The sequence below is a fragment of the Pseudomonas sp. G5001 genome, from assembly GCF_013385475.1.
In the GTDB taxonomy this organism is placed as follows: domain Bacteria; phylum Pseudomonadota; class Gammaproteobacteria; order Pseudomonadales; family Pseudomonadaceae; genus Aquipseudomonas.
In genome coordinates this window covers 335284-360273 of sequence record NZ_JACAPZ010000005.1, presented here as the reverse complement: position 1 = coordinate 360273, position 24990 = coordinate 335284, and the positions used below count along the sequence as shown (strand labels likewise).

At 61.5% G+C, this 24990-nt stretch carries 28 protein-coding genes; 12 read left to right on the top strand and 16 right to left on the bottom strand.

Annotated features, from left to right (window positions below; all coding sequences use genetic code 11):
• The first annotated feature begins 42 nt into the window (after positions 1-42).
• On the top strand, positions 43-504 hold the full coding sequence (locus HX805_RS03015; RefSeq protein ID WP_177116598.1) for a TIGR02444 family protein: 462 nt from the start codon (positions 43-45) through the stop codon (positions 502-504).
• Here HX805_RS03015 and HX805_RS03010 read toward each other — a convergent pair.
• Complete coding sequence (locus HX805_RS03010) at positions 501-1730, bottom strand: AlgP family protein (RefSeq protein WP_177116597.1); 1230 nt, start codon at positions 1728-1730, stop codon at positions 501-503. The two genes, HX805_RS03015 and HX805_RS03010, sit on opposite strands and share 4 nt — an antisense overlap.
• Positions 1731-1922: 192 nt before the next feature.
• Here HX805_RS03010 and HX805_RS03005 point away from each other — a divergent pair, with 192 nt between their 5' ends.
• On the top strand, positions 1923-2588 hold the full coding sequence (locus tag HX805_RS03005; protein ID WP_008439319.1) for an FKBP-type peptidyl-prolyl cis-trans isomerase: 666 nt from the start codon (positions 1923-1925) through the stop codon (positions 2586-2588).
• 53 nt (positions 2589-2641) lie between these two features.
• On the opposite strand, the gene rsd is transcribed toward HX805_RS03005, so the two are convergent.
• The 7 genes from rsd to HX805_RS02970 form a co-directional block, all read right to left on the bottom strand.
• Positions 2642-3100 carry a sigma D regulator gene (rsd, locus tag HX805_RS03000; RefSeq protein ID WP_102604072.1) on the bottom strand — a complete coding sequence of 153 codons (459 nt, stop codon included), beginning with the start codon at positions 3098-3100 and terminating at the stop codon, positions 2642-2644.
• Between the two features lie 206 nt (positions 3101-3306).
• Complete coding sequence (locus HX805_RS02995; protein WP_102604071.1) at positions 3307-3828, bottom strand: disulfide bond formation protein B; 522 nt, start codon at positions 3826-3828, stop codon at positions 3307-3309.
• A gap of 237 nt (positions 3829-4065) precedes the next feature.
• A complete protein-coding gene (locus tag HX805_RS02990; protein ID WP_177116596.1) occupies positions 4066-5307 on the bottom strand; it encodes a heme biosynthesis protein HemY in 1242 nt (413 codons plus the stop codon).
• Between the two features lie 5 nt (positions 5308-5312).
• On the bottom strand, positions 5313-6431 hold the full coding sequence (locus tag HX805_RS02985; protein WP_177116595.1) for a uroporphyrinogen-III C-methyltransferase: 1119 nt from the start codon (positions 6429-6431) through the stop codon (positions 5313-5315).
• A gap of 18 nt (positions 6432-6449) precedes the next feature.
• The gene (locus HX805_RS02980) at positions 6450-7217 is read right to left on the bottom strand and encodes a uroporphyrinogen-III synthase (RefSeq protein ID WP_177116594.1); all 768 of its coding nucleotides are present in this window, start codon (positions 7215-7217) and stop codon (positions 6450-6452) included.
• Positions 7214-8155, bottom strand: a complete 942-nt coding sequence (gene hemC, locus HX805_RS02975) for a hydroxymethylbilane synthase (protein WP_177116593.1) — start codon at positions 8153-8155, stop codon at positions 7214-7216. The genes HX805_RS02980 and hemC overlap by 4 nt, the downstream gene beginning before the upstream one ends.
• 138 nt (positions 8156-8293) lie before the next feature.
• Entirely contained in the window at positions 8294-9040 is a 747-nt protein-coding gene (locus HX805_RS02970; RefSeq protein ID WP_003208820.1) for a LytTR family DNA-binding domain-containing protein, read from the bottom strand.
• 564 nt (positions 9041-9604) lie between these two features.
• Between HX805_RS02970 and argH the strand changes: the two genes are divergently transcribed.
• Complete coding sequence (gene argH / locus HX805_RS02965; protein ID WP_008439335.1) at positions 9605-10999, top strand: argininosuccinate lyase; 1395 nt, start codon at positions 9605-9607, stop codon at positions 10997-10999.
• 110 nt (positions 11000-11109) lie between these two features.
• Here the strand turns inward: argH and HX805_RS02960 are convergent, their stop codons facing one another.
• A complete protein-coding gene (locus tag HX805_RS02960) occupies positions 11110-11769 on the bottom strand; it encodes a glutathione S-transferase family protein (protein ID WP_003208816.1) in 660 nt (219 codons plus the stop codon).
• A 125-nt stretch (positions 11770-11894) separates the two neighbouring features.
• Between HX805_RS02960 and HX805_RS02955 the strand changes: the two genes are divergently transcribed.
• The 3 genes from HX805_RS02955 to HX805_RS02945 all read left to right on the top strand — a co-directional run bounded on the left by HX805_RS02955 (position 11895) and on the right by HX805_RS02945 (position 15582).
• Positions 11895-12179, top strand: a complete 285-nt coding sequence (locus HX805_RS02955; RefSeq protein WP_003208814.1) for a hypothetical protein — start codon at positions 11895-11897, stop codon at positions 12177-12179.
• A 148-nt stretch (positions 12180-12327) separates the two neighbouring features.
• The gene (locus tag HX805_RS02950; RefSeq protein ID WP_003208812.1) at positions 12328-12576 is read left to right on the top strand and encodes a TIGR02647 family protein; all 249 of its coding nucleotides are present in this window, start codon (positions 12328-12330) and stop codon (positions 12574-12576) included.
• A 168-nt stretch (positions 12577-12744) separates the two neighbouring features.
• Positions 12745-15582 (top strand): class I adenylate cyclase, encoded by a 2838-nt coding sequence (locus HX805_RS02945; RefSeq protein ID WP_177009063.1) that lies wholly within the window; start codon positions 12745-12747, stop codon positions 15580-15582.
• On the opposite strand, the gene rnk is transcribed toward HX805_RS02945, so the two are convergent.
• The 3 genes from rnk to cyaY all read right to left on the bottom strand — a co-directional run bounded on the left by rnk (position 15579) and on the right by cyaY (position 16674).
• Positions 15579-15989, bottom strand: coding sequence for a nucleoside diphosphate kinase regulator (rnk, locus tag HX805_RS02940; RefSeq protein WP_003208808.1), 411 nt, complete (start codon positions 15987-15989; stop codon positions 15579-15581). The genes HX805_RS02945 and rnk overlap by 4 nt on opposite strands.
• 131 nt (positions 15990-16120) lie before the next feature.
• Positions 16121-16339, bottom strand: coding sequence for a DUF1289 domain-containing protein (locus HX805_RS02935; RefSeq protein ID WP_177116592.1), 219 nt, complete (start codon positions 16337-16339; stop codon positions 16121-16123).
• A gap of 2 nt (positions 16340-16341) precedes the next feature.
• Positions 16342-16674 carry an iron donor protein CyaY gene (cyaY, locus tag HX805_RS02930; protein ID WP_003208803.1) on the bottom strand — a complete coding sequence of 111 codons (333 nt, stop codon included), beginning with the start codon at positions 16672-16674 and terminating at the stop codon, positions 16342-16344.
• Positions 16675-16913: 239 nt separating this feature from the next.
• Here cyaY and HX805_RS02925 point away from each other — a divergent pair, with 239 nt between their 5' ends.
• Genes HX805_RS02925 through HX805_RS02900 form a run of 6 tightly spaced genes read left to right on the top strand, consistent with a single transcriptional unit; the run spans position 16914 to position 21494 of the window.
• A complete protein-coding gene (locus tag HX805_RS02925) occupies positions 16914-17075 on the top strand; it encodes a lipoprotein (protein ID WP_003208801.1) in 162 nt (53 codons plus the stop codon).
• Between the two features lie 9 nt (positions 17076-17084).
• A complete protein-coding gene (lysA, locus tag HX805_RS02920) occupies positions 17085-18332 on the top strand; it encodes a diaminopimelate decarboxylase (RefSeq protein ID WP_008439346.1) in 1248 nt (415 codons plus the stop codon).
• A 4-nt stretch (positions 18333-18336) separates the two neighbouring features.
• On the top strand, positions 18337-19167 hold the full coding sequence (gene dapF, locus HX805_RS02915) for a diaminopimelate epimerase (protein WP_177116591.1): 831 nt from the start codon (positions 18337-18339) through the stop codon (positions 19165-19167).
• Between the two features lie 13 nt (positions 19168-19180).
• Positions 19181-19897: a DUF484 family protein gene (locus tag HX805_RS02910; protein ID WP_003208796.1), complete on the top strand. Its 717-nt coding sequence runs from the start codon at positions 19181-19183 to the stop codon at positions 19895-19897.
• 2 nt (positions 19898-19899) lie between these two features.
• Positions 19900-20799: a tyrosine recombinase XerC gene (gene xerC, locus HX805_RS02905; RefSeq protein ID WP_177116590.1), complete on the top strand. Its 900-nt coding sequence runs from the start codon at positions 19900-19902 to the stop codon at positions 20797-20799.
• Positions 20796-21494: an HAD family hydrolase gene (locus HX805_RS02900; protein ID WP_003208792.1), complete on the top strand. Its 699-nt coding sequence runs from the start codon at positions 20796-20798 to the stop codon at positions 21492-21494. Before xerC ends, HX805_RS02900 begins: the two co-directional genes overlap by 4 nt.
• A 255-nt stretch (positions 21495-21749) precedes the next feature.
• Here the strand turns inward: HX805_RS02900 and sutA are convergent, their stop codons facing one another.
• From sutA to glnK, 4 genes are all read right to left on the bottom strand, one after another.
• Positions 21750-22076 carry a transcriptional regulator SutA gene (gene sutA, locus HX805_RS02895; RefSeq protein ID WP_003208791.1) on the bottom strand — a complete coding sequence of 109 codons (327 nt, stop codon included), beginning with the start codon at positions 22074-22076 and terminating at the stop codon, positions 21750-21752.
• A gap of 103 nt (positions 22077-22179) precedes the next feature.
• Entirely contained in the window at positions 22180-22605 is a 426-nt protein-coding gene (locus tag HX805_RS02890; protein ID WP_003208787.1) for a secondary thiamine-phosphate synthase enzyme YjbQ, read from the bottom strand.
• A 209-nt stretch (positions 22606-22814) separates the two neighbouring features.
• Positions 22815-24155 (bottom strand): ammonium transporter, encoded by a 1341-nt coding sequence (locus HX805_RS02885; RefSeq protein WP_177116589.1) that lies wholly within the window; start codon positions 24153-24155, stop codon positions 22815-22817.
• A gap of 34 nt (positions 24156-24189) precedes the next feature.
• Positions 24190-24528 carry a P-II family nitrogen regulator gene (gene glnK, locus HX805_RS02880; protein WP_002555808.1) on the bottom strand — a complete coding sequence of 113 codons (339 nt, stop codon included), beginning with the start codon at positions 24526-24528 and terminating at the stop codon, positions 24190-24192.
• Positions 24529-24990: the final 462 nt, after the last annotated feature.

The following is a 24990-nucleotide window of genomic DNA, read 5'->3' as shown; positions in this document are numbered from 1 at the left end:
CGGAGTCTACCAGCTTCGTTGGCCGCTGGCTTGGGTGTGAATATGTGCGCTGACCTGTGGAGCTTTGCCCTCTCGACCTACGCCCGCTCGGGCGTCGAGGACGCGTGCCTGCGCTTGCAGGCGCAAGGGGCTGATGTGTGCCTGGTGTTGTGCGGGTTGTGGCTGGAGCAGCGGGGTGTGGCGCCGGAAACGTCGCGCTTGCAGGCACTGCGGCAGATCGCCGGGCCGTGGCAGGCGGAGGTGGTTGAACCGCTGCGGCAAGTACGCACGCGATGGCGGGCCATGGCGCAGCAGGATGTTGAGCTGGGAGCGTTACGGGAGCGGGTCAAGGCTTTGGAATTGGATGCAGAAAGGCTGCTGCTATCACGCCTGGAAGGTGTGGCGCAGCGTTGGCCGATGGCCGAGGTGAATCATCAAGCATGGGTTGAAGGACTGGCGGCCGAAGCCGCCAACCTTGACCACGACGCGCTGCATCAGCTGCGCGCCGCGGTTACCGGCACTTAGGAAGCGCTGGTTGGGGTGACGCTTGGCGCTGCCGGTGCAGGCGTGCTGCTGGCCGGAGCGGTTGGCGCTGTGGTGCTGGCAGCAGGTGCAGCCGGGGTCGCAGGCTTCGCAGCTGGAGTAGCTGGTTTGGCTGGTGCTGGCTTGGCGGCGGCAGGTTTCGCGGCTGGTTTGGCAGCAGCAGGTTTGGCGGCCGGCTTGGCAGCTGGTTTCGCAGCAGCAGGTTTAGCGGCCGGCTTCGCGGCTGGTTTTGCAGCAGCAGGTTTAGCGGCTGGCTTCGCAGCTGGTTTTGCAGCAGCAGTTTTAGCGGCTGGCTTCGCAGCTGGTTTTGCAGCAGCAGGTTTAGCGGCTGGCTTCGCAGCTGGTTTTGCAGCAGCAGTTTTAGCAGCTGGCTTCGCGGCAGGTTTTGCAGCAGCGGGTTTAGCGGCTGGCTTCGCAGCTGGTTTCGCAGCAGCGGTTTTAGCAGCTGGCTTGGCAGCTGGTTTTGCAGCAGCGGTTTTAGCAGCTGGCTTGGCGGCTGGTTTTGCAGCAGCGGTTTTAGCGGCTGGTTTGGCAGCTGGTTTTGCAGCAGCGGCTTTAGCGGCTGGTTTTGCAGCTGGTTTTGCAGCAGCGGTTTTAGCGGCTGGTTTGGCAGCTGGTTTTGCAGCAGCGGTTTTAGCAGCTGGCTTGGCAGCTGGTTTTGCAGCAGCAGTTTTAGCCGCTGGTTTGGCAGCCGATTTAGCCGGTGCTTTTGCCGCAGGCTTGGCCGCAGCTTTTGCAGGTGCCTTGGCAGCGACTGCCTTGCTGGCTGGTTTTTTCGCTGCGCTGGCTGCAACGGCCTTAGCCGGAGCACGGGTGCTCAGCACTTTGCCTACAGCTTCCTTCACACGACCAACACCCTGAGCCAATTTCAGGCTCTCGGAAGCATCACGCTTGAGTTGGGAAATGTAGGTGCGGGTTTCGGATTGACGATCCTTGAGGGCGTCGAGCAAGTCCTCAAGTTCTTTGACGGCGTCCTTGGCCTTGGCTTGTGCCTTGGCTTTGCCAGCGGTCGCTGCGCCTTGCAGTTTGGTGCGGGATTTGTGCAGTTTTTCCTGAGCTTTGCCGCGTTGTTTTTCAAGCTTGGCGAGCAACTTCTCAGCATCAGCCAAGGCTTGTGAACAAGCGCTTTCCAAATGTTCGAGCAGGCTGCCCGAAAGTTGTTGGAGCAAATGCAACGGGGTATTTACAGGCTTCTGTTTGGCCGACATGGTTTACCTCCTGGCTGACGTGGGTGCGGCTCATACTAGCCCTCTGCTCTTACCGCCGCTAGGGCATGTTGACAGTATCGATTGGCTTGCGTTGCACCGCACGAAAATTCTTATTGATATAACGAAAATCCACGCCACTTTTTAAGCATTCACACTGGCATAATCCATCGCACTTTCGGCTGGAGAACGCCCATGTCGCGTTACCTTTTTTTAGTGTTGAGCGTGGTGCTTTGCGTGGCCAACGCAAGCGAGAAATCCCCCTCCAAAGATGACCACGACCTGGCCTACAGCCTGGGCGCGAGCCTGGGTGAGCGCCTGCGCCAGGAGATGCCTGGGTTGCAGGTAGAGGCGCTGATCGACGGACTCAAACAGGCCTATCAAGGTAAGCCACTGGCCCTGGACGACACACGCATCGAACAGATCCTTGCCCAGCACGAAGCACAAAACGCGCCGGACAATCGAGCGCCACAAAGTGAAAAGGCACTCGCTGCCGAGCAACAATTTTTAGCCAGTGAAAAATCCAAAAGTGGTGTGCGTGAATTGGCAGACGGCATCCTGCTGACCGAACTGACCCCTGGCAGCGGGAAGAAACCGGCGGCCGATGATCGCGTGCAAGTGAATTATGTTGGGCGGTTACCCGACGGGACCGTCTTCGACAAGAGCACACAACCTCAGTGGTTTCGCCTGGACAGTGTGATCAGTGGCTGGCGCAGTGCGTTGCAACAGATGCCGGTGGGCGCGAAGTGGCGCTTGGTGATTCCATCCGACCAAGCCTATGGCGCTGATGGCGCAGGCGAACTGATCCCGCCTTATACGCCGCTGGTATTCGAGATCGAATTGCTCAAGGCGGGCGCCTGAGCCCAAACGAAAAACGGTGCGCAATGCGCACCGTTTTCTTGTGTCGGGGGGAGTCAGGCCTTAGCCGTCAACTCTTCCTTGTGAGCGTTGTGCAGCACTTCGATCAGGCAATCTTCCAGCTCGAAACGCTCGTGAAGCAAACCACCCAGCTCTTTGAATTTTTCTGCAACGCACTGGCCGGCATCACACAGGTCGTTGAACGCCAGCAGCTTCTCGGTGATGACATCGATGCGCGGGTAAATCGTCTCCGCCAAATCGAGGCCACGTTGATCGTCGAAAGCCTCGGCCTCTTTGGTCAACTGCTCGTAGACACCGAAGTGCCCCGCCGATACGTAGTCCACCAATACGCCGCAGAATTCCTGCAACGGCTTGCGGTTCTCGCTGAGCGCTTCGGGCTTGGCACCGAGAGCATCAAAGGCCCGAACCAGTTCGTGACGCGCTTTCAACCAACCATCGATCAGTTTGTGCACCCCACCCCAGCGTTCCTGAGCATTCTGACAACTTTCCAGCATGATGATCTCTCTTCCCTATAGGGGCGCCGCACGCTGCCCGCGCAACACTTCAAGGTTAAAGCGGCAACCGGGCAAAGGTGCATCGAACAGTCTGTTTCAATAACGCGTGCGGGCCAGATTATGCCCGCACGACTATGTCATCAAGGTACGCAGGAGAGAAAGTTCATACAAGTGTTTAATCCCTTCCTACAACCTGCGGTTACCTGTCAGTGCCGTGCAAGGCCAAAACGCTGGCTCAGCAGCAACCGCGAGAACTGCGCGATGCCAAGGATCAGCATCGCTACGAAGAACAGCAGGCTCCACTCGGGAATACTCAAGTCGAACAGCGTCCAGTTGATTTCCACGCAGTCGACGGTGCCCTTGAAGATCAAGGCCAACGTCTCTCTCAGCGACAGGTTCTCGATCATGGATTGAAGGCCGGGCCAACAGGCAGGCAACTGTTCCGGCGGCGTATTTTGCAGCAGCACCTGGCGTACGGCGGTAATGGCGCCCAGCACTGCACACCCCATGCTCGCCGCCCAATACAGGTAGATCCCGGACCGCTTCGGCCCATGAATCGCCGCCACGAGATTGATCAGCGTGAAGGCAGCCACAAGAATTCGTTGCACCTGGCACAGGAAACAAGGCCGCAAAAACGCGGCGTATTCCAGGTAAAAGGACGCGCCCAGCGTCAGCGCACCAGCCAGGAACGCCAGGAGGAACAGGGAGCGTGAGGGGGCCAAAGACATTGTTTATCCGCAACGCAAGAGATAGGTAGTTACGGTAGAGGAAAGACCTTACCCCTTTCAATACGCGCCAGAGCAGACGATTCCGCGAGAGCGTAGGGATATCCCGTCAGAAGGCGAGCGATTAAACGCGCGTCTACGTAGGAGTTTACTACAAGCCGTATTGACTACAGCTATTGGGCGTTATTGAAGGGTTGGCCACCAGACAATTCTGAGGCAACCCTTACTATGTTTCCTACTTCAAACCCGTGCCGGCACCGGCAACGGTGACGCCAGCAAACGCTTGTCCAGCAAGCCCAGGCCTTCCTGGAACAACTGGTTGCTGCGCTCGGTGTCGCCCAACTGCGCCAGCAGGCGTGCCAGCTCGGCGCAGGCCTCAGGGTTGCGCTGCACCTGCAGGCTGCTTTCAAGGTAATCCCGCGCCTTACCCCACAAGCTGTTTTGCAGGCACAGGCGCCCCAGGGTCAGCAGCAGGCTGGCATCGCCTGGATGGTCCTTGAGCCAGCCTTCGGCGAACTTCAACTGCTTCGCCGGATCGCTGCCACGCAGCAGCCCGTAGAGCCGGATCAGATGACTGTCGTACTCGCGCTTGAGGGCACCGCGCAGCACTTCTTCGGCCTTGGCGTCCGCGCCCAACTGGCGCAGTTGTTCGGCGTACGCCAGCACCAGTTGCGGCTCCTGGCGCTGGGCCGAAGTCAGTTGTTGCCAGGCCAGCTCCAAGGATTGCTGCCCGGCCTCGCCCTGCTCTTCGCGCTGGGCAGCCAGGGTCAGGTTCTCGCCCCAGGCGCGTCGCTCCAGGTCGGCCAACTCGGCAGGCGGCAACACCTTGTCCTTGCGCAACTCCGGCAACAGCCGGATTACCGAAGACCAATCGCCACGCTGTTGATACAGCCGCTGCAGTTGGCGCAATACCTGGACGTTATGCGGATGACGCTCATGCATGGCCTGCAGGGTGACCAGGGCGCCATCGGTGTCACCGCGGTCCATCTGCAACTGCGCATGGCTCAAGGCTACCGCCAGTTCGGCCTGGGGCTGGCGCTCAAGCGCGCGTTCCAGCAGGCCATCCGCTTCCTCATAACGGCCCTGTTCGTTGGCCGCACGGGCGGCGCCGAGGTAGTAGAGCAATGGCTGGCGTTCGGCTTCGGCCGCACGGTGCAAGTGACGCTCGGCACTGGCCCAGCGCCCTTCGGCGAGGTCCATCTGGCCCTGCTCGATGGCAACCTGGACCCGACGGCTGCGGTTGCGCCGCGACCACGGATTGACCACGCCACCCGAGGTCAGCACCAGGCCCACCAGCACCCTGGCCAAATAGATCACCAGGCCGATGGCAAACAACGCCACCAGCGTCGACCACAGCCCGGACTCGTAATGCAGCACATGGGGATAGGTAATCAGCACGTAGCCGGTATGTTTCGAAATGCCCACGGCCAGTGCCAGGGCGATCGCAATCGCCAGCACCAGGATCACATAGAAGCGCTTCATCGGCTTTACTCCTGGGTCGCCGGCTTGCCAGCGGAAGCCTTGGCTTCCTCGGCAGACAGGTGGCGACGGTCAAGGTAAGCCTGCACGGCAGCCAGGCTAGCGGCCAGGTCCGGCGTGACCACCGAGACGGCCTTGGGCTCAAGCTCGGCAATACGGGCCAGCATGGCTTTGCTTTGCGGGTTGTCTTGATTGAAGTTGTCCTGCAACACGCTGCGGGCCTCGCCCAGGGATCGGCTGTACACCGCCGGCTCGCCGTTGAGCGCCGCCCATTGCGCCTGCTCCAGCGCAAGGCTCAGGGCCAGGCGCACCTGGTTCAGGCCTTGCCCTGCCAGGAGCGGGCGAATGTTGTCATCAGGATTGAAGTCGATGCGGAAATACCGCGAGATCTGCGCCCACCACTGACTCCAACGGCTGTCCGTGTCGGTGGTCGGACGCCCATCATTGGCCGCTTCAGGGAGTTGGTATTCCGGCGCGATGGCCGCCAACTGCACGACCTGATCGCGCAATGCCGCCAGTTGCAGGTACAGCCCGGTACGGTCGGGCTGTTCGATATTGCGCAACGCGGCGAGGCTCTTGGCCAACTGCTCACGGGCGGCGTAGGAGCCAGGGTCACTTTGTTCGCGGAGGATTTCGTCAGCGCCCTGGACCAGTGCCTGGGCACTGTTGATGTCCTGCAAGGCGGAAAGACGCAGGCTGGCCAGGCGGATCAAGTGCTCGGCCTCGGCCAGGCGCCAGTCCTGGCGGCTGGCCCCCAGCACGGTTTCCAGGCGCTGGCTCAGGCGTTGTTGATCACCCTGCAATTGCGCCACCAGCCGGCGACGCTCTTCCAGCTCATCGGCGCCGGGCAGTTGCCCCAGACGGGCCGATAGCTGCTGCTGGCTCTGCTTTAGGCTCTGGGATTGGTCGTCCAGGGTTTGCACTTGGCCCAGCTGTTGCTGGCTGCTCGCCTGCAGTGCGCGGACCTGCCAGATCCCCCAGCCACCGGCGGCAACGCCGGCGGCGCCGAGCAACAAGGCCACGATGGCCAGGCCGTTGCCACGGCGCGGGGCGGCGGTGACCGGTGTCTCAACAGGCGCATCAAGCGCGGGCTGAGCTTCATCTTTAGGCAAGGCTGTTTCGCTCACGTATCCATCCTTTGCGTATTAGAGAGTGGGAACGGAAACACTCCGTAACGCCACTAACAAAGCCGCGGCACTGGCGCCACGACAATCCACAACTTCTTGCGCGCCAGCGGCACGCGCCATCTCGGCGACTCGCGGGCTGGGCACGAACAACGGCAGCTGTGCCACCTGGGGCCAATCTGTACCGGCCAGCGCTTGCAGGTGTAAAAAACCCTGCCCACTGCTGACCACCACGCCGTTCAAGCGTTCCACGTTTATGCGCTGGGTCAGCGTTGCACGGTCGTAGTCCGGCAGGAAACGGCGATACAACTTCAGATAGTCGACACTAGCACCTTGCTCGCGTAAACGCTCAGCCAGCAGCTCTCGCCCGCCCTCGCCCCGCAGGATCAGCACCCGGGCGCCGGGCTTCGAGATAGCCTCGCGCAAGGCGACCAGTTCAAGCAAGGCTTCACTGTCGTCGCCGTCGTGGGGATAACTGACATCAAGGCCATGCTCGGCCAACACCTGCGCCGTAGCAGCGCCGACACTGAACCACGGTAACGCCGGCGGTTGCGGCCAGTGTTGAGCCAACAACTGCAAGCCCAGGCGCGCGGCCGGCTTGCTCACCACGATCACCGCGCAATAGCGGTCCAGCTCGCGAAAGACCGCCTGTTGTTCAGGCGTGACAGGCAGCGCTTCAATCTCCAGCAACGGCAGGCTGCTGCTGAAAATACCTTCTTCGGATAACGTCGCCGCCAGGGCCGCCGACTCCTCGGCAGGCCGCGTCAGCAGCACACGCCATTGCATCACTGCGGCCCGGCCTCGCCGTACACCGCTTGCAGAATGGCACCGGCGCCTTTTTCCAGCAGTTCCTCGGCGACCTTTATACCCAGGCTGGTGGCCTCGCTTTGCGGCCCGCGAATCTCTGCGGTGAGCAACAACCCACCACTCGGGTCGCCCACCAGGCCACGCAGCCAGAGGTTCTCGCCCTCAAGCACGGCGTAACAGGCGATCGGCACCTGGCAGCCACCGTTGAGGTGCTTGTTCAGGGCACGTTCGGCGGTGACGCGAATTTCGGTGTCCTGGTGATCCAGCGGCTTGAGCAGCGCATGAATTTCGCTGTCGGCGGTGCGGCATTCAATGCCCACAGCGCCCTGCCCGCCGGCCGGCAAGCTGTCTTCGACGCTGATGGCCGAGGTGATGCGGTCTTCAAAGCCCAAGCGGATCAAGCCGGCTGCCGCGAGAATGATCGCGTCATATTCACCGGCGTCGAGCTTGGCCAGGCGAGTATTGACGTTGCCCCGCAGGAAGCGGATTTGCAGGTCCGGGCGGCGGGTCAGCAACTGCGCTTGGCGACGCAGGCTGGAGGTGCCGACGACGCTGCCCAGCGGCAGCTCATCCAGGGAGGCATAGGTATTGGAAACGAAGGCGTCGCGGGGGTCTTCGCGCTCACAGATGCAAAACAGGCCCAGGCCTTCAGGGAAGTCCATGGGCACATCTTTCATCGAGTGCACGGCGATGTCGGCTTCGTTTTCCAGCAGCGCGGTTTCCAGCTCCTTGACGAACAGGCCCTTGCCGCCGATTTTCGACAATGGCGAATCAAGCAGCTTGTCGCCGCGACTGACCATGGGCACCAGGGACACCTTGAGGTCGGGATGGGCCTGCTCAAGACGTGCTTTGACGTACTCGGCCTGCCATAAGGCCAGGGCGCTTTTACGGGTGGCGATGCGGATTTCGCGAGAGGACATGGATCAATCCGTACTGAATAGATACGGCAGATAATAACAGCTCAGGCAAATGCGCTTTGATTTGAATCAGCAAGTGCGGGGCCTCCCTGGCCGCGTCGCACCGGGATATGGGCGGTGAAGCTCGCGTCAGCCCTCGGGCTAAAGCTGCTGCATCATCTTGCGCACACCGGCGACATGGCGCCGGCTGACGATCAGGGCGTCGCCATTGAGGCCCTTCAGGAACAGCTGAAAGTGCCCAAGCGGCGTGCGCTGCAGACGCTCGATTCGCTCGCGGGCCACCAGCGCATTGCGGTGGATGCGCACAAAGCGGTCGCCAAATTCATCTTCCAACGCCTTGAGTGGCTCATCGAGCAGCACTTCACCAGCCTCGTGACGCAAGGTCACGTACTTGTGATCGGCGATGAAGTAGACCACCTGGTCCAGGGGAATCAACTCGATGCCCTTGCGGGTACGGGCGCTGATATGGCTGCGTGGCCCATTGCCGCCCTGAGCTGCGGGCTGGGTCAAGGCTGCCAGTTGGACACGATTGGGACGCTCGGCCTTTTTCAAGGCGCGAAGCAACGCATCGGCATTGATCGGCTTGACCAGGAAACTGGCGCCGCTGGCATCCAGGGCCTCGGAAGAGAACTCATCCTGGGAGGCGCACAGCACCACCGAAGGCGGCGATTCTCGCTCGCTCAGGCGGGCAGCCACCTGCAAGCCATCAAGGCCCGGCATGCGGATGTCGAGCAACACGACGTCCGGCTTGAGGCTGTCAATAAGGGCCAAGGCTTCCTCGCCACTGGTGGCGCTCGGCTCAAGGACATTGTAACCCTCGAGTTCACTGACCAAACGGCTCAGTCGCTCGCGGGCTTGGGGTTCGTCATCAACGATCAGGACATTCATATTGCGCTGGATTCCTGCGTGAGTCTCGCACAAGGATAGCGTAGACAGGTGCGGTGACTTCCGTCACGGCGATCCACGCTAAGACTAGCGCGAGCGGCAAAAAGTGCCCCGAGAGTGGCACCAATATTTACCCGGACCTGTTCAATCGCGCCCAAAGCCTGCTGCCTTCGGGCATCGTCGTAGGGTTTGCTGATACACAATACGAACACCCCCTCTCTAATGGATAGCCTGGAGTTCGACCTCATCGCCCGGCATTGGTGCAGTACACCTTCCGTCAGCGCGAAGCTCTATCAGTGCAACTGTAGACGCTGGCGAAGACGATATTGCTCAATCGTCAAATATCGTTTCAATAAACACGCTTTGTTTGACCAAGGACCGCAAGTTTCCCCCCCCCGATCGGTCCTGGCTCCAGTCTCGTCCTGCGCGAGTCCGGGGGCAAGGCACTTAGCCATCTTGGAAACAAATAAAAATGCCCCGCCCCGCCATCGTCGCCTCCGGGGGCAACCCTGTTATTATCGGCGCCACACTTTCATGCCCTCTTTCCAGCAGATCACGAGCGAATCCATGAGCACCGACAAGACCAACCAGTCCTGGGGCGGCCGCTTCAGTGAACCCGTCGACGCCTTCGTCGCGCGCTTCACCGCCTCCGTCACTTTCGACCAGCGCCTCTACCGCCACGACATCATGGGCTCGATCGCCCACGCCACGATGCTGGCCAAGGTCGGCGTGCTGACCGACGCCGAGCGCGACAGCATCATCGACGGCCTGACCACCATCCGTGGCGAGATCGAAGCCGGCACCTTCGACTGGCGCGTCGACCTGGAAGACGTGCACATGAACATCGAGGCCCGCCTCACCGACCGCATCGGTGTGACCGGCAAGAAACTGCACACCGGTCGCAGCCGTAACGACCAGGTGGCTACCGATATCCGCCTGTGGCTGCGGGACGAGATCGACCTGATCCTGGCAGAAATCACCCGCCTGCAAAAAGGCCTGCTGGAGCAGGCAGAGCGTGAGTCCGGCACCATCATGCCCGGCTTCACCCACCTGCAGACCGCACAGCCTGTGACCTTCGGCCACCATCTGCTGGCCTGGTTCGAAATGCTCAGCCGCGACTACGAGCGCCTGGTGGACTGCCGCAAGCGCGCCAACCGCATGCCTCTGGGCAGCGCTGCACTGGCTGGCACCACCTACCCGATCGACCGCGAATACACCGCGCAGCTGCTGGGTTTCGACGCCGTGGGCGGCAACTCCCTGGACGGCGTGTCGGACCGTGACTTCGCCATCGAATTCTGCGCCGCGGCCAGCATTGCGATGATGCACTTGTCGCGCTTCTCCGAAGAGCTGGTGCTGTGGACCAGCGCGCAATTCCAGTTCATTGACCTGCCGGACCGCTTCTGCACCGGCAGCTCGATCATGCCGCAAAAGAAAAACCCCGACGTGCCGGAGCTGGTACGCGGCAAGAGCGGCCGTGTATTCGGTGCGCTGATGGGCCTGTTGACCCTGATGAAAGGCCAGCCGCTGGCCTACAACAAGGACAACCAGGAAGACAAGGAACCGCTGTTCGACGCCGCCGATACCCTGCGCGACTCGTTGCGTGCCTTTGCCGACATGATCCCGGCGATCAAGCCCAAGCACGCCATCATGCGTGAAGCGGCCCTGCGCGGTTTCTCCACCGCCACAGACTTGGCGGACTACCTGGTACGCCGTGGCCTGCCGTTCCGCGACTGCCACGAGATCGTCGGGCATGCCGTGAAGTACGGCGTGGACACCGGCAAGGACCTGGCGGAAATGAGCCTGGAAGAACTGCGCCAGTTCAGCGACCAGATCGAGCAGGACGTGTTTGCGGTGCTGACCCTGGAAGGCTCGGTGAATGCCCGTAACCATGTCGGCGGGACTGCGCCGGCGCAGGTGAAGGCTGCCGTGGTTCGCGGCCAGGCATTGCTCGCCAGCCGCTAAAAGCTTCGCGAGCAAGCCCGCTCCCACATTCGACTGCATTCCAAAGGTGGAACTCGGTCAAATGTGGGAGCGGGCTTGCTCGCGAAAGCCTCATCACAAACACCCAAGATCTATTTCTTGGCAGCAATCATCGCCATAAACGCCGGCATCGCCGCTTCCTTGTCCGCCGCCACCCGCTGGGCATTCGGCAGCGCCTGCAAGCGCTCCAGCAACGCCTTGGCCTTCGGCAACTCAGCCAACAGATCCAGCCCGAACAGCTTCCCGGCCACGGCACAGGCCAGGTCCACGCTGTACACAAAATACAAATCCGCAATCGTGAAACTGTCCCCCGCCACATACGGCGCAAACTTCCCGTGCCGCCCCAGCGATGCGATCCCCAGCAATAACTCCGCCCTGGACTTTTCCTTGATCGCCTCCGGCACCGGCATTCCGAAAAACGCCTCGGCAAAACACGCCCGGGCCGGCAACTCGATGTACAGCTCGATTTCCCTGCACAACGCCAGCACCTGGGCGCGCTGGAACGGCTCGCTCGGCAGCAGCGATCGCCCGCCCTGGGTCTGTTCGAGGTATTCGAGGATCACGCTGGTTTCGTTGATAAACCCTTGCTCGACACCCAGCACCGGCACCTTGCCCCGCGGGCTAACGGCCAGCGCTTCCGGGGTTTGGCCTGCGTAGAACGGCACCTCTTCGAAGGGCAGCCCTTTCTCCAGCAGCGCCAGTTTGACCATGTTGTAGTAGTTGCTGACTGAAAATCCATAAAGCTTGAGCATCACAAAGCCTCCAGGCCGTGTACGGGGTTGGCAGCAGTGGTTATAGATCGGGAGGCCGCGCCTGGCCAGCAGCATCAGCCGAGTGAATGGGGGTAGACTGGCGCCCTTTCCTCCAGGAGCCTGCCATGAGCGAGCCAACCGATATCGACAACGACGAAGAAGAGTTCGCCGAGACCACCTTGATTGAAGCGATCGAAAACCAGATCGAAAGCGACAACCCGCCCGCCGCCAAGGCCACGTTCAACAAGCTGACCCTGGTGGGCTACGAGCGCGAAGACATCCTGCAAATGATGGCCCACGTCCTCGCCATCGAAATTGACGCGCTGCTCGAAGAAGATCGCGCCTTCAATACCGAATGGTATGAAACTGCGTTGCGTGCGCTGCCGGAGCTGCCGCCCGAGAAGCAATAAGCCTCACACCGCGCTGGCCAGCAAACTCTTGCTGGCCACAATCCTGCCCCACATCAACACCGCATGAGTTCCGACTGGACAGCTCGCCCAAGTGCGTTCACCTTATGGCTGCTAACGTCTAAAAATTCCTAGAAAGTCTGGAGTCCTTATGTCGTATACCCCTGAGTTGGTTGCCGAACTGGAAATCCTTGCACTCTTCAACCTGGGCAGCTCCCAGGAAGGTCTGAAAGTTCATCAGACTGCCGCTCCCACTGCCATTGCCGCCGCCCGGCGCCTGTTTGATAAAGACCTGATCGACCAGCCAGACGGTGGTTACCTCACCAGCCTCGGCCGGGACGCTGCCGAACACGCACAAAGCCTGCTGACTATTCTGACGACCGCCAAAGAAGCCGCCTGACACCTCGTATCGCCCACGGGATCCTCTCTTCACGGATTCCGCGGGCATTCCCGCGCCCGGGATAAAATTCCGGCGTCAAAAACAAATTCCCTCTAAACCTCCTACGCTACTGGCTGTAAACTCCCACACGGCCGCCCACGTCGGGCCCTGCGAGCCACCGAGTTCGACATGACCCGCACCCACGAAATCCGCCCCGACCTGGACGAAGGCATCGACCGCAAGGTGCTGGCCCAGTTACGCGCGCGGTTTCTGGCCCTGAACGAAGGCCGCATGGCCCGGGCCGTCGAAGGGCTGACGCCACGCCAGCAAAGCGTATTGACCCTGCTGCCGCTGTTTTTCCACGTGAATCACCCGCTGTTGCCGGGCTATGTGTCGGGCAGCACGCCGGCCGGCCTGTCGAATTTTGAACCCGACGCGCAAGCCTTGGCCGAGGCCCAGCGCCTGACCCGCACGTTTTCCTACAAGCCCCGCCACGGCAACCCACCGCGGCCGATTCACGGCCTGTTCCTGATGGGCAGCCTGGGCACCCTGGCCCAGGCCGATCAAAGTGATATGGACGTGTGGGTCTGCCATGCGGCCGATCTCAGCGAGAACGAGCTGGCCGAGTTGCGCAAGAAATGCCAACTGCTCGAAACCTGGGCCCTGAGCATGGGCGCCGAGGCGCACTTCTTCCTGATCGAGCCGACGCGGTTTATCCAGGGCGAGCGCGACACCCAACTGAGTTCAGAAGACTGCGGCACCAGCCAGCATTACCTGCTGCTGGACGAGTTCTACCGCACCGCCATCTGGCTGGCCGGGCGCACGCCGATCTGGTGGCTGGTGCCGGTGTACGAAGAAACCCGCTATGCCGACTTCACCCACGCGCTGATTTCCAAACGCTTTATTCGCGCCGATGAAACCCTCGACCTGGGCCACCTGGCCCACATCCCCCCGGGTGAATTTATCGGTGCCGGCTTGTGGCAGTTGTTCAAGGGCATCGAATCGCCCTACAAATCAGTACTGAAACTCCTGCTGACCGAGGTCTACGCCAGCGAGCACCCGAAGGTGCAGTGCCTGAGCCTGCGCTTCAAGCGCGCTGTGTTTGCCAATCAGCTGGACCTGGACGAACTGGACCCGTACATCGTCGTCTACCGCCGGATCGAGGAGTACCTCAAGGCCCGTAATGAGCCGGAACGCCTGGAACTGGTGCGGCGCAGCCTGTACCTGAAGGTCAACCGCAAGCTCAGCGCGGGCCAGCGCACCGGGTGGCAGCGTTTGCTGCTGGAGCGCCTGGCCAGCGAATGGGGTTGGGACCAGCGCCAACTGGCCCTGCTGGACAGCCGCAGCCAATGGAAAGTCCGCCAGGTGGCCTCCGAACGCCGGGCGCTGGTCAACGAGCTGAACTACAGCTATCGCTTCCTGACCCAGTTTGCCCGCACCGAACAGACCGTCAGCCTGATCAACAAGCGCGACCTCAATGTGCTGGGCCGGCGCCTGTACGCCGCCTTCGAGCGCAAGGCCGGCAAGGTCGAGTTCATCAACCCCGGCATTGCGCCCGACCTTGCCGAAGACACCCTGACCCTGGTGCAGTCGCCCAACCGCAAAGAGCCCGGCCAGCATCATTGGGGCTTGTACAACGGCAGCCTGACCGCCCTGGAATGGGAGCACTTCGCGCCGATCAAGCGCAGCCGCGATTTGCTGGAAATGCTCACCTGGTGCCACCGCAACGGCGTGATCGACAGCAGTACCCGCCTGGCGCTGCATCCCGGCAGCAGTGACATGACCGAATTCGAGCTGTTCAACCTGCTGGGCAGCCTGCAACAAACTGTCGTCCTGCCCCTGGCCAGCGTCGATGAAGACCGCCTGCTGCGCTCGGCAGTGCCCGAGGAAGTGCTGCTGCTGATCAACGTCGGCGTCGACCCGCTCAAGCATCATCGCGACCTGAACATCCTGATGACCACCGAGCGCACCGACTCCCTGAGTTACGCGGGCGTACGGGAAAACCTGGTGCTGACCCTGGACCAAGTCACGCTCAACAGTTGGAACGAGGTGATGGTCAGCCGCTATGACGGCCCCCACGCGCTGCTCGATTGCCTGCGCGACTACCTCAATCAACTACCGCCCAATCACTTGCCGCGCTTGCGGGTGCGCTGTTTCTGCCACAACCGCGCGCAGTTCATTGCCCAGCGCGTGGAGGAAATCTTCGACACCGCGCAAAACCTACTGCTGGGCCAGGAAAACCACCGCTACCTGGTGCAGGTGCAGCAGCACTACCACGTGATGGAACTGACACCCGGCCAGGCCAACCATGTGTCACTGGCGACCCAGGACGCGCTGATCGCCTACCTCAGTGAGGAACTGGCCAGCTACAGCCCGCTGCACCTGGACACCATGGCCCTGGAAGACCACGACCTGGCGCTGCTGCTGCCCATGGGCCTGCCCGACTGTGTGCAGGTGTTCTACCGGATCAACGACGGAGTTGCCGAGCTGTACGTGCTGGATGAGTTCAACGCGCTCTGGCAGCAGCGCCTGCCGTTCCACGACGAGCAAAGCCTGTTGGTGCCGTTGCAGCGCTTCCTGCAGTCGATCATTTATCGCCGCGACGCGCTGCTGCCGCTGGATCCGCAACAGCCCTTCGGCGCGGTGCAAATCCTGTATTACCAGCTGTTGCCGTCAGGCAGCGGCCGTGCACGGCGGGCCGAACCGCGCCCAGCGCCGCAAACCCCGGCCAACAAGCCGTTCTACGACGTGCAGGCGATTATCGGCAAGGCAGCACCGGGCCAGGTGGGGATCACCTTGTACTGCAATCAACGGGAGTTTTCCGAGCTGGAATTTGGCGACCAACTGTTTGCGGTGGTCGCCCAGCAAATCGTCGGGCAACGCCGGGAAGCCGAGCGTTACCGCTGCTACATCACCGATCTGGACCTGTCCGGCCTGCTCGGTGATGTTCAAAGCCCGAGCAATCTGTACCTGCGCTACAAGGCTGATCTGGAACTGGCGCTCAATGAAGCGCTGAACCAGGTTTAGAGAGGAAAGGCGCCACCGTCTTTCGGCTGGCCTTCGACGCCGAGCAATTCAAGCTTGAGGGTCTTGCCACCCGGTGCTGGCCAGTCGATGTGCTGGCCGACTTGCAGGCCCAGCAATGCACTGCCCACCGGCGCCAGGATCGAGATTTTGCCTTCGTCGGCGTTCGCGTCCTTGGGGTAGACCAGGGTCAGGTGATAGTCCTTGCCACTGCCTTGTTCACGGCAATGCACGCTGGAGTTCATGGTCACGACAGATGCAGGCACTTCATCGTGGCCAACCACTTCTTCGGCGCGGTCGAGTTCGTGTTGCAGGGCTTCAACGCCCGGCGACGCCTCGCCGACACGGTCGATCAGTTGCTCAAGACGCTGCACGTCAAGACGGGTGAGGATGATGGAAGGTGCGGTCATGATTCAGGCAGACTCCTTTTTTCTGCACAAAAAAGCAAAACCCCGCCAGGAAAAGGCGGGGTTCTCACGGACCTCGATGAGTTGAGGTGTATCCGGACACTACCACAGCACAATAAATAAACAAGACGGCCTCAGGCGCAGATCCTGCGCTGCTCGGCCTGGGCGACGATCACGCGGCGTCGCGCATCGTCGGCAGAGCGCCATTCGCGGATGTCTTCCACATGACGGAAGCAACCGAGGCAGACTTTGTGCTCATCCAGCCGACATAAACTGATACAAGGTGACGGCACCGCCGGGCTGACATTGCTGAACAGCGGCTTGGGCGGGCGTACGGGAACGGGCTGCGTCACGATCAGATCTCGTCGAAGTCCAGCTCGACGCCGGCTTGTTCCTGGGTGAGGCGCGCGAGCATTTCGCTCAGCAGCTCATCGGTGGTGTCGTGGGTCCAGCGTTTTTCTTCTTCATCGTAATCGAAGTGAAAACCACCGGAACGCGCCGCCAGCCATAGCTGACGCAGGGGCTCCTGGCGGCTGAAAATCAATTGGGTGCCATTTTCAAACTTGACGGTGAGCACACCGGCCGAGTTCTCCAGGTCCACATCCAGGCCGCTGTCGTCGAAAATATCCTCCAGCGCTTGCTGGGTCGCATCCACCAGGTCGTGAAAACGGGCTTCGGTCAAACTCATTGTGGGAACCTCGAAAAGTGTCTGGTCTCGCTCAAGCGCCGCACAATACGGACGCGCCATCATGATTGCAAAGGATACCGATTTCATTACCCACAGCCGTGTGAATTATCCTCGATTGGTGTAAGCACAATCGCGACAAACTCGGCAAAGCCCCGCCGGACGGGTATTTCGGCGCATAGGCAATCCGGCGGGTGGTCGGTATACTCGGGCGCAATTAATGCATATTCAAGGATTTCGCCATGAAGCGCCTGATCTCTTCCCTTGCTGCGCTCGTCGCGGTCGCTTGCCTCGTTAGTGCCTGTGGTCAAAAAGGCCCGCTGTATCTGCCCGATGACAGCAAAGACCCGAATGAACAGGCGCAATCGTCGCAAACCAAAGCGCACAAGCACGACACCTACTAAGGGAACATCATGGACGCTTTTAACTACCGGGACGGCGAGCTGTTCGCGGAAGGTGTCGCGCTGTCCGCCATCGCCGAGCGCTTTGGTACCCCGACCTACGTGTACTCCCGTGCCCACATCGAAGCGCAATACCGCTCCTTTGCCGATGCGCTGGAAGGCACGCCGAGCCTGGTGTGCTTCGCCGTAAAAGCCAACTCCAACCTGGGTGTACTCAATGTCCTGGCGCGCCTGGGCGCCGGTTTCGACATCGTGTCCCGGGGCGAGCTTGAGCGTGTACTGGCCGCCGGCGGCAAGGCTGACAAAATTGTGTTCTCCGGTGTCGGCAAGAGCCGCGAAGACATGCGCCGCGCCCTGGAAGTTGGCGTGCACTGCTTCAACGTCGAATCCACCGACGAGCTGGAGCGCCTGCAAGTGGTGGCCGCCGAGATGGGCGTTCGCGCGCCGATCTCCCTGCGGGTCAACCCGGACGTCGACGCCGGCACTCACCCGTACATTTCCACCGGTCTCAAAGAGAACAAGTTCGGCATCGCCATTGCCGACGCCGAGGACGTGTACATCCGCGCCGCGCAGTTGCCGAACCTGGAAGTCTTGGGTGTCGACTGCCATATCGGCTCGCAACTGACCAGCCTGCCACCGTTCCTCGACGCCCTCGACCGCCTGCTGGCGCTGGTCGACCGCCTCGGCGAGTGCGGCATCTACCTGCACCACATCGACCTCGGTGGCGGCGTGGGTGTGCGTTATCGCGATGAAGAGCCGCCGCTGGTGTCCGACTACATCAAGGCCGTGCGCGAGCGCCTCGAAGGCCGCGACCTGACGCTGATGTTCGAGCCGGGCCGCTACATCGTCGCCAACGCCGGCCTGCTGCTGACCCAGGTCGAGTACCTCAAGCACACCGAGCACAAGGATTTCGCCATCGTAGACGCGGCGATGAACGACCTGATCCGTCCGGCGCTGTACCAGGCCTGGATGAATGTGACGGCCGTCAAGCCACGCGCAGGCGAAGGCCGCAGCTACGATATCGTCGGCCCGATCTGCGAGACCGGCGACTTCCTGGCCAAGGAACGTCAGCTGGCCCTGGAAGAAGGCGACCTGCTGGCCGTGCATTCGGCCGGTGCCTATGGGTTTGTCATGAGCTCCAACTACAACACCCGCGGGCGTACCGCCGAGGTGCTGGTGGACGGTGATCAAGCGTTTGAAGTGCGTCGCCGCGAGACGGTAGCCGAGTTGTTTGCTGGCGAAAGCCTGCTGCCGGAGTAAGGTCATGTTGCTGCGTTTTACCAAGATGCACGGGCTGGGCAATGACTTCATGGTCCTCGACCTGGTCAGCCAGCACGCGCACATCCTGCCCAAGCACGCCAAGCTGTGGGGCGACCGGCACACCGGTGTCGGCTTCGACCAATTGTTGCTGGTGGAAGCGCCGAGTAACCCGGAAGTGGATTTCCGTTACCGGATCTTCAACTCCGATGGCTCCGAAGTGGAACAGTGCGGCAATGGTGCCCGCTGTTTCGCCCGTTTTGTCCTGGACAAGCGCCTGACCGCCAAGCGGCAGATTCGCGTCGAGACCAAAAGCGGCATCATCGAGCTGGATATTCGCAGCGACGGCCAGATCGGCGTCAACATGGGCGCGCCACGGCTGGTGCCGGCGGACATTCCGTTCCAGGCCACCGAGCAAGCCCTGAGCTACTCGGTGGACGTGGACGGCAAGACCGTCAACCTGGCCGCCGTGTCCATGGGCAACCCCCATGCCGTGCTGCGGGTGGATGACATCAACAACGCGCCGGTGCATGAACTGGGGCCGAAGATCGAAAACCATCCGCGCTTTCCCGCGCGGGTCAATGTGGGCTTCCTGCAGGTCATCGACCGTTCCCGTGCGCAGTTGCGCGTGTGGGAACGCGGGGCCGGCGAAACCCAGGCTTGCGGTACCGGCGCCTGCGCCGCTGCCGTAGCCGCGATCAGCCAGGGGTGGATGGATTCGCCGCTGCTGATCGACCTGCCCGGTGGACGCCTGTCCATCGAATGGGCAGGCCCCGGCCAACCGGTGAAAATGACCGGCCCGGCCACCCGCGTCTACGAAGGACAGGTCCGTCTATGAGTGAGCAAATCTAATGACTGATAAGCCTCAAGTACCCGCGCAAGCATCCCCAAGCGAAAGTCTGGAGGCCGCAGCCGTTGCGGCGTATCTGGAGGCTAACCCGGACTTCTTCGTCGAGCACGAAGAACTGCTGCCGGCCCTGCGTATTCCCCACCAGCGCGGCGATACCGTGTCGCTGGTGGAGCGGCAGATGAAGATCCTGCGCGAGCGCAATATCGAAATGCGCCATCGGCTCTCGCAGCTGATGGATGTGGCCCGCGACAACGACCGCCTGTTCGACAAGACTCGCCGCCTGGTCCTGACCCTGATGGACGCCGCCAGCCTGGAAGAAGCGGTGATCGCCGTCGAAGACAGCCTGCGCCAGGATTTCCAGGTGCCCTTTGTCAGCCTGATCCTGTTCAGCGACAACCCGATGCCGGTGGGTCGCTGGGTCAGCGGCAGCGATGCCCAGACCGCGATTGGCGGCCTGCTGTCCGAAGGCAAGACCATCAGCGGCACCTTGCGCGAGCATGAGCTGGACTTCCTGTTTGGCGCCGAGCAGCGCCAGCAGATCGGCTCCACCGCCGTGGTTGCCCTCAGTCATCAAGGTTTGCATGGCGTGCTGGCCATCGCCAGCCGTGATCCCCAGCATTACAAAAGCTCGGTGGGCACGCTGTTCCTGAGCTACATCGCCGAAGTGCTGGGCCGCGTCCTGCCACGCTTCACCAGCGCATTGCGCGCGGTGCGCTAGCCATGGAACGACTACTGGACGCCTACTGCGCTCACCTGCGCAGCGAGCGCCAGGTGTCGCCGCATACCCTGGAAGCCTACCGGCGGGACTTGAACAAGGTCCTGGCGTTCTGCGAGAAACAACACATCGGCAGCTGGAAGGCCCTGGACATCCAGGGTCTGCGCAGCCTGATCGCCCGCCTGCACCAGCAAGGCCAATCCTCCCGCAGCCTGGCGCGCCTGCTATCGGCGGTACGCGGCCTCTATCAGTACCTGAACCGCGAAGGCCTGTGCGACCACGACCCGGCCAACGGCCTGGCGCCGCCCAAGGGCGAACGCCGCCTGCCCAAGACCCTCGACACGGATCGCGCCCTGCAATTGCTCGATGGCGCCGTGGAGGACGACTTCCTGGCCCATCGCGACCAGGCAATCCTCGAACTCTTCTACTCCTCGGGCCTGCGCCTGTCGGAGCTGACCGGGCTTAACCTCGATCAACTGGACCTGGCGGATGGCCTGGTGCAAGTGCTCGGCAAAGGCAGCAAGACCCGCGTATTGCCGGTGGGCAAGAAGGCCCGCGAAGCCTTGCTGCTGTGGCTACCCCTGCGCGCCCTGGCCAACCCGGCGGACGACGCGGTGTTTATCAGCCAGCAAGGCCGGCGCCTCGGGCCCCGGGCCATACAAGTGCGGGTCAAGGCCGCCGGCGAGCGCGAGCTGGGGCAGAACCTGCACCCGCACATGCTCCGGCACTCCTTTGCCAGCCACTTGCTGGAGTCCTCCCAGGACCTGCGTGCGGTGCAGGAACTGCTGGGCCACTCCGACATCAAGACCACCCAGATCTACACCCACCTGGACTTCCAGCACCTGGCAACGGTGTACGACAGCGCCCATCCGCGGGCCAAACGCATTAAGGGCAGTGACTCATGAGCATCAAGCTGATCACCTTCGACCTGGACGATACGCTCTGGGATAACGTGCCGGTCATCATCAGCGCCGAGGCATCGATGCGCGAGTGGCTGGCGACCCACGCCACCAAGGTGGGCGACTTGCCCCTGGAGAAGTTTGCCAGCCTGCGCCAGCAGGTGCTGGAGCGTCATCCCGAGCTGAAATATCGCATCAGCGTGTTGCGTCACAAGGTGCTGCAATATGCCTTCGAGGAAGCCGGGTACACGCTGCCGGAAGCGGCGCAGATGGCGGATGTGTGCTTTGAAGCGTTCATCCATGCCCGGCATCAACTCACCGTATTCCCCGAAGCGGAACCGATGCTGCAAGCACTGCGCCGCGACTATCTGCTGGGGGTGATTACCAACGGTAATGCCGATGTGCAACGTGTGGGGTTGGCGGACTACTTCCACTTTGCACTCCGGGCTGAAGACATTGGTATTGCCAAGCCGGATGCGCGGTTGTTTCAGGAAGCCTTGCAGCGCGGTGGCGTAGCGCCGGGCGCGGCGGTGCATGTGGGTGATCATCCAGGGGATGACATTGCCGGTGCGCAACAGGCGGGGCTGCGGGCAGTGTGGTTCAACCCGGCAGGCAAGGCCTGGGAGGCCGAGAAATTGCCGGATGCCGAGATTCGCAGCCTGACCGAGCTACCCGACGTGCTAGCCCGCTGGAACGCATAACCTGATGATGACGGGCTTTTGTGGCGAGGGAGCTTGCTCCCGCTGGGCTGCGAAGCGGCCCCTGAACCAGCCACGACGGCCTTTCTGAAAGACCGCGTCGACCCAACCAGGGGCCGCTTCGCGCCCCAACGGGAGCAAGCTCCCTCGCCACACACGCTCTTCATCCTTGGATGGGTGTTGGCCCTGACCATTTTGTAGCGCCCATGAAAAAGCCCGCAGCGACGGCGGGCTTTTTCAGCAAGCAAACAGCAGGCCTTAGATAGGCCGGCTGCCGTACTTGTTATCCGGCTTCTTCGGTGGATCTGCCACCACGTTAGCCTCGACTTCCTGCACTTTGCCGCCTTTGGCGAGGAATTCTTCCATCGCCCGGGCCAGCGCATCGCGCTCTTTGTTCTTGGCTTCTACGCTCGGCAACTCGTCAACCGACACTGCAGCCTTGGCCTTGCCCTTGGCTGCCGGGACCGGTGCATCGTCGCCACCGTCGTCGTCAGCCACGTCTTCGGCAGCCGCCTCAAGACCTTCCTCGGTTTCGTCGTCGTCGCCTACTTCGAGGTCGTCGTTTTCCAGATCATCGTCGCTCATGTTCTACCTCATGACTTGCGAAAAGCAGATTAGTTATAGCCCAGCTTCGCCGCCTGTCGACGGCCGCCGGAAAAAAATCAACATCCACCGGTTAACCAGTGGCTTATGCCCCATCACCGTGCAAGGTGGCGAGGACTTTACGAGCACCGCCATGATCACGGTGCTCGCCCAGATAAACACCTTGCCAGGTCCCCATCGCCAAGCGGCCGGCCCTTACCGGCAAACTCAGCTGACAGCCCAGCAGACTGGCCTTGAAGTGCGCCGGCAGATCATCCGGACCCTCGTCGTTGTGTTCATATCCCGCCGTGCCTTGCGGCACCAGCGCATTGAAAAAACGCTCGAAGTCACGGCGAACCGCCGGGTCGGCATTCTCGTTGACCGTCAACGAGGCCGAGGTGTGCTGCAGCCACAAATGCAACAGTCCCACCCGACAGGCCTTCAATTCAGGCAGGCCGGCGAGCAACTCGTCCGTCACCAGATGAAAGCCCCGGGGCTTGGCCCGCAGGGTTATCAGGGTCTGTTGCCACATACAGTTCTCCGCCTATCGGCGCGCATTCTAGCGCGCTCAGGGAAAAAACAAAGTGCCGAATACGCCTACATGCCTGTAAGACATTCGCACACTGAAAAGTGCAGTGCGGATCCCATCACAAAGTCGCAAAAAAACCCATACACCTTTAGCCACAGACAAACCCAAGGCAAAAAAATGCCCGGCAAGCCGGGCATCTTTTTTTCGCGTACTTACAAGTTGTAGCCGCGCTCGTTGTGTTGCGCCAGATCGAGGCCAACCGCCTCTTCTTCTTCGGTCACCCGCAGGCCCATCACCACGTCCAGCACCTTGAGGATGATGTACGTCACGATAGCGGTGTAGATGACGGTGAAGCCGACGCCTTTGGCCTGAACCCAGACCTGTGCGGCAATGTCGGTAGTAGCGGCGTTGAAGCCGCCCATCGCCGGTGCCGCGAACACGCCGGTCAGGATCGCGCCGAGGATACCGCCGATACCGTGCACGCCGAAGGCGTCCAGGGAGTCGTCGTAGCCCAGTTTGCGTTTCAGGGTAGTGGCGCAGAAGAAGCACACCACACCGGCAGCCAGGCCGATCACCAGGGCACCCATCGGGCCCACGGTGCCAGCGGCTGGGGTGATTGCCACCAGGCCCGCAACCACACCCGAGGCGATGCCCAGTGCGCTCGGCTTGCCGTGGGTGACCCACTCGGCGAACATCCAGCCCAGGGCCGCAGCAGCGGTAGCGATCTGGGTCACCAGCATCGCCATGCCGGCAGTGCCGTTGGCCGCAGCAGCGGAGCCGGCGTTGAAGCCGAACCAGCCGACCCACAGCATGGCCGCGCCCACCAGGGTGTAACCGAGGTTGTGCGGGGCCATTGGGGTGGTTGGGAAGCCTTTACGCTTGCCGAGTACCAGGCACGCTACCAGGCCGGCCACACCGGCGTTGATGTGCACCACGGTGCCGCCTGCGAAGTCGAGCACGCCCCAGTCGCCCAGCAACGAACCCGGACCGCCCCATACCATGTGGGCGATCGGTGCGTAGACCAGGGTGAACCAGACGCCCATGAAGATCAGCATCGCGGAGAACTTCATCCGCTCGGCGAATGCACCGACGATCAGCGCCGGGGTGATGATCGCGAAGGTCATCTGGAAGGTCACGAACACGGCCTCAGGGAACAACGCCGCCGGGCCGGTGATGCTGGCCGGGGTCACACCCGAGAGGAACAGTTTGGACAAGCCACCCACAAACGAGTTGAGGTTGACGACGCCTGCTTCCATACCGGTGGTGTCGAACGCCATGCTGTAGCCGTACACGAACCACAGGATGGTGATCAGGCCGGTGATGGCAAAGCACTGCATCATCACGGAAAGAATGTTTTTGGAGCGAACCATGCCGCCGTAGAACAGCGCGAGGCCTGGAATGGTCATGAACAGCACCAGCGCGGTGGACGTGAGCATCCACGCGGTGTCGCCGGAATTGAGGACTGGAGCAGGTACTGGGTCCGCCGCCATGGCCAGGGCCGGCATTACGAGGGACAACAGGGCTCCTAGCCCTGCGAATTTACGCAGAGTCATATTGTTTTCTCCTGGGGCGTTGGGGTTTGGCGGCTTAGATTGCGTCGGTATCGGTTTCGCCGGTACGGATGCGAATAGCCTGTTCCAGATTGACCACGAAGATCTTGCCGTCACCGATCTTGCCGGTGTTGGCGGCCTTGGTTATCGCCTCGATAACCCGGTCAAGATCCTTGTCGTCAATGGCGACATCAATCTTCACCTTTGGCAGGAAATCGACCACGTATTCCGCGCCGCGATACAGCTCGGTGTGACCCTTCTGCCGACCGAAGCCTTTGACCTCAGTAACGGTAATGCCCTGCACGCCGATCTCGGACAGTGACTCGCGTACATCGTCCAACTTGAACGGCTTGATGATGGCAGTGACTAGCTTCATGAAAACTCTCTCCCGAATTGGTGGACTTGCCCCAGGAAAACAAACCCGTCTCAAGTCTAAGCGCAGTGCCTGGCTTTGTAACGCTTCGTCGCCCTGGCATTTGCCATTGCGACGCTCGCTAACCACTGGTGACGAAACATGTACCGCTGGTCCGTCGGCGCACTGCATCGTCACAGCGACTGCATCAGTGCATGGGTCATGATCGTCTAAGCAGAAAGCTTGCCAGCTCCGTAAAAATCACTGAAATCAGTCCTTTGTTCGCCTGTGCCCACCTACCGGGCGCCACGACAGCGAAGATACGCACGAAAACGGTGCGCGACCGCCCGTCCTCATGCGCGAAAAGCGTGCGCCGCAGGGGCTGGAAAAGACTATAGACGCTGCGTGATACACTGCCGGCCAACAGATTTTCCGGACTATTTCCCATGCTCGCGCCCAAAGACCTCCTCGACGCCCTGAGCGGCC

Excerpts from the sequence above, each read along its gene's own strand:
- HX805_RS03015 (WP_177116598.1), top strand. The coding sequence starts at position 43 with ATGTGCGCTGACCTGTGGAGCTTTGCCCTCTCGACCTACGCCCGCTCG.
- HX805_RS03010 (WP_177116597.1), bottom strand. The coding sequence starts at position 1,730 with ATGTCGGCCAAACAGAAGCCTGTAAATACCCCGTTGCATTTGCTCCAA.
- HX805_RS03005 (WP_008439319.1), top strand. The coding sequence starts at position 1,923 with ATGTCGCGTTACCTTTTTTTAGTGTTGAGCGTGGTGCTTTGCGTGGCC.
- rsd (WP_102604072.1), bottom strand. The coding sequence starts at position 3,100 with ATGCTGGAAAGTTGTCAGAATGCTCAGGAACGCTGGGGTGGGGTGCAC.
- HX805_RS02995 (WP_102604071.1), bottom strand. The coding sequence starts at position 3,828 with ATGTCTTTGGCCCCCTCACGCTCCCTGTTCCTCCTGGCGTTCCTGGCT.
- HX805_RS02990 (WP_177116596.1), bottom strand. The coding sequence starts at position 5,307 with ATGAAGCGCTTCTATGTGATCCTGGTGCTGGCGATTGCGATCGCCCTG.
- hemC (WP_177116593.1), bottom strand. The coding sequence starts at position 8,155 with ATGTCCTCTCGCGAAATCCGCATCGCCACCCGTAAAAGCGCCCTGGCC.
- HX805_RS02970 (WP_003208820.1), bottom strand. The coding sequence starts at position 9,040 with ATGAATGTCCTGATCGTTGATGACGAACCCCAAGCCCGCGAGCGACTG.
- argH (WP_008439335.1), top strand. The coding sequence starts at position 9,605 with ATGAGCACCGACAAGACCAACCAGTCCTGGGGCGGCCGCTTCAGTGAA.
- HX805_RS02960 (WP_003208816.1), bottom strand. The coding sequence starts at position 11,769 with ATGCTCAAGCTTTATGGATTTTCAGTCAGCAACTACTACAACATGGTC.
- HX805_RS02955 (WP_003208814.1), top strand. The coding sequence starts at position 11,895 with ATGAGCGAGCCAACCGATATCGACAACGACGAAGAAGAGTTCGCCGAG.
- HX805_RS02950 (WP_003208812.1), top strand. The coding sequence starts at position 12,328 with ATGTCGTATACCCCTGAGTTGGTTGCCGAACTGGAAATCCTTGCACTC.
- HX805_RS02945 (WP_177009063.1), top strand. The coding sequence starts at position 12,745 with ATGACCCGCACCCACGAAATCCGCCCCGACCTGGACGAAGGCATCGAC.
- rnk (WP_003208808.1), bottom strand. The coding sequence starts at position 15,989 with ATGACCGCACCTTCCATCATCCTCACCCGTCTTGACGTGCAGCGTCTT.
- cyaY (WP_003208803.1), bottom strand. The coding sequence starts at position 16,674 with ATGAGTTTGACCGAAGCCCGTTTTCACGACCTGGTGGATGCGACCCAG.
- HX805_RS02925 (WP_003208801.1), top strand. The coding sequence starts at position 16,914 with ATGAAGCGCCTGATCTCTTCCCTTGCTGCGCTCGTCGCGGTCGCTTGC.
- lysA (WP_008439346.1), top strand. The coding sequence starts at position 17,085 with ATGGACGCTTTTAACTACCGGGACGGCGAGCTGTTCGCGGAAGGTGTC.
- dapF (WP_177116591.1), top strand. The coding sequence starts at position 18,337 with ATGTTGCTGCGTTTTACCAAGATGCACGGGCTGGGCAATGACTTCATG.
- HX805_RS02910 (WP_003208796.1), top strand. The coding sequence starts at position 19,181 with ATGACTGATAAGCCTCAAGTACCCGCGCAAGCATCCCCAAGCGAAAGT.
- xerC (WP_177116590.1), top strand. The coding sequence starts at position 19,900 with ATGGAACGACTACTGGACGCCTACTGCGCTCACCTGCGCAGCGAGCGC.
- HX805_RS02900 (WP_003208792.1), top strand. The coding sequence starts at position 20,796 with ATGAGCATCAAGCTGATCACCTTCGACCTGGACGATACGCTCTGGGAT.
- sutA (WP_003208791.1), bottom strand. The coding sequence starts at position 22,076 with ATGAGCGACGATGATCTGGAAAACGACGACCTCGAAGTAGGCGACGAC.
- HX805_RS02890 (WP_003208787.1), bottom strand. The coding sequence starts at position 22,605 with ATGTGGCAACAGACCCTGATAACCCTGCGGGCCAAGCCCCGGGGCTTT.
- HX805_RS02885 (WP_177116589.1), bottom strand. The coding sequence starts at position 24,155 with ATGACTCTGCGTAAATTCGCAGGGCTAGGAGCCCTGTTGTCCCTCGTA.
- glnK (WP_002555808.1), bottom strand. The coding sequence starts at position 24,528 with ATGAAGCTAGTCACTGCCATCATCAAGCCGTTCAAGTTGGACGATGTA.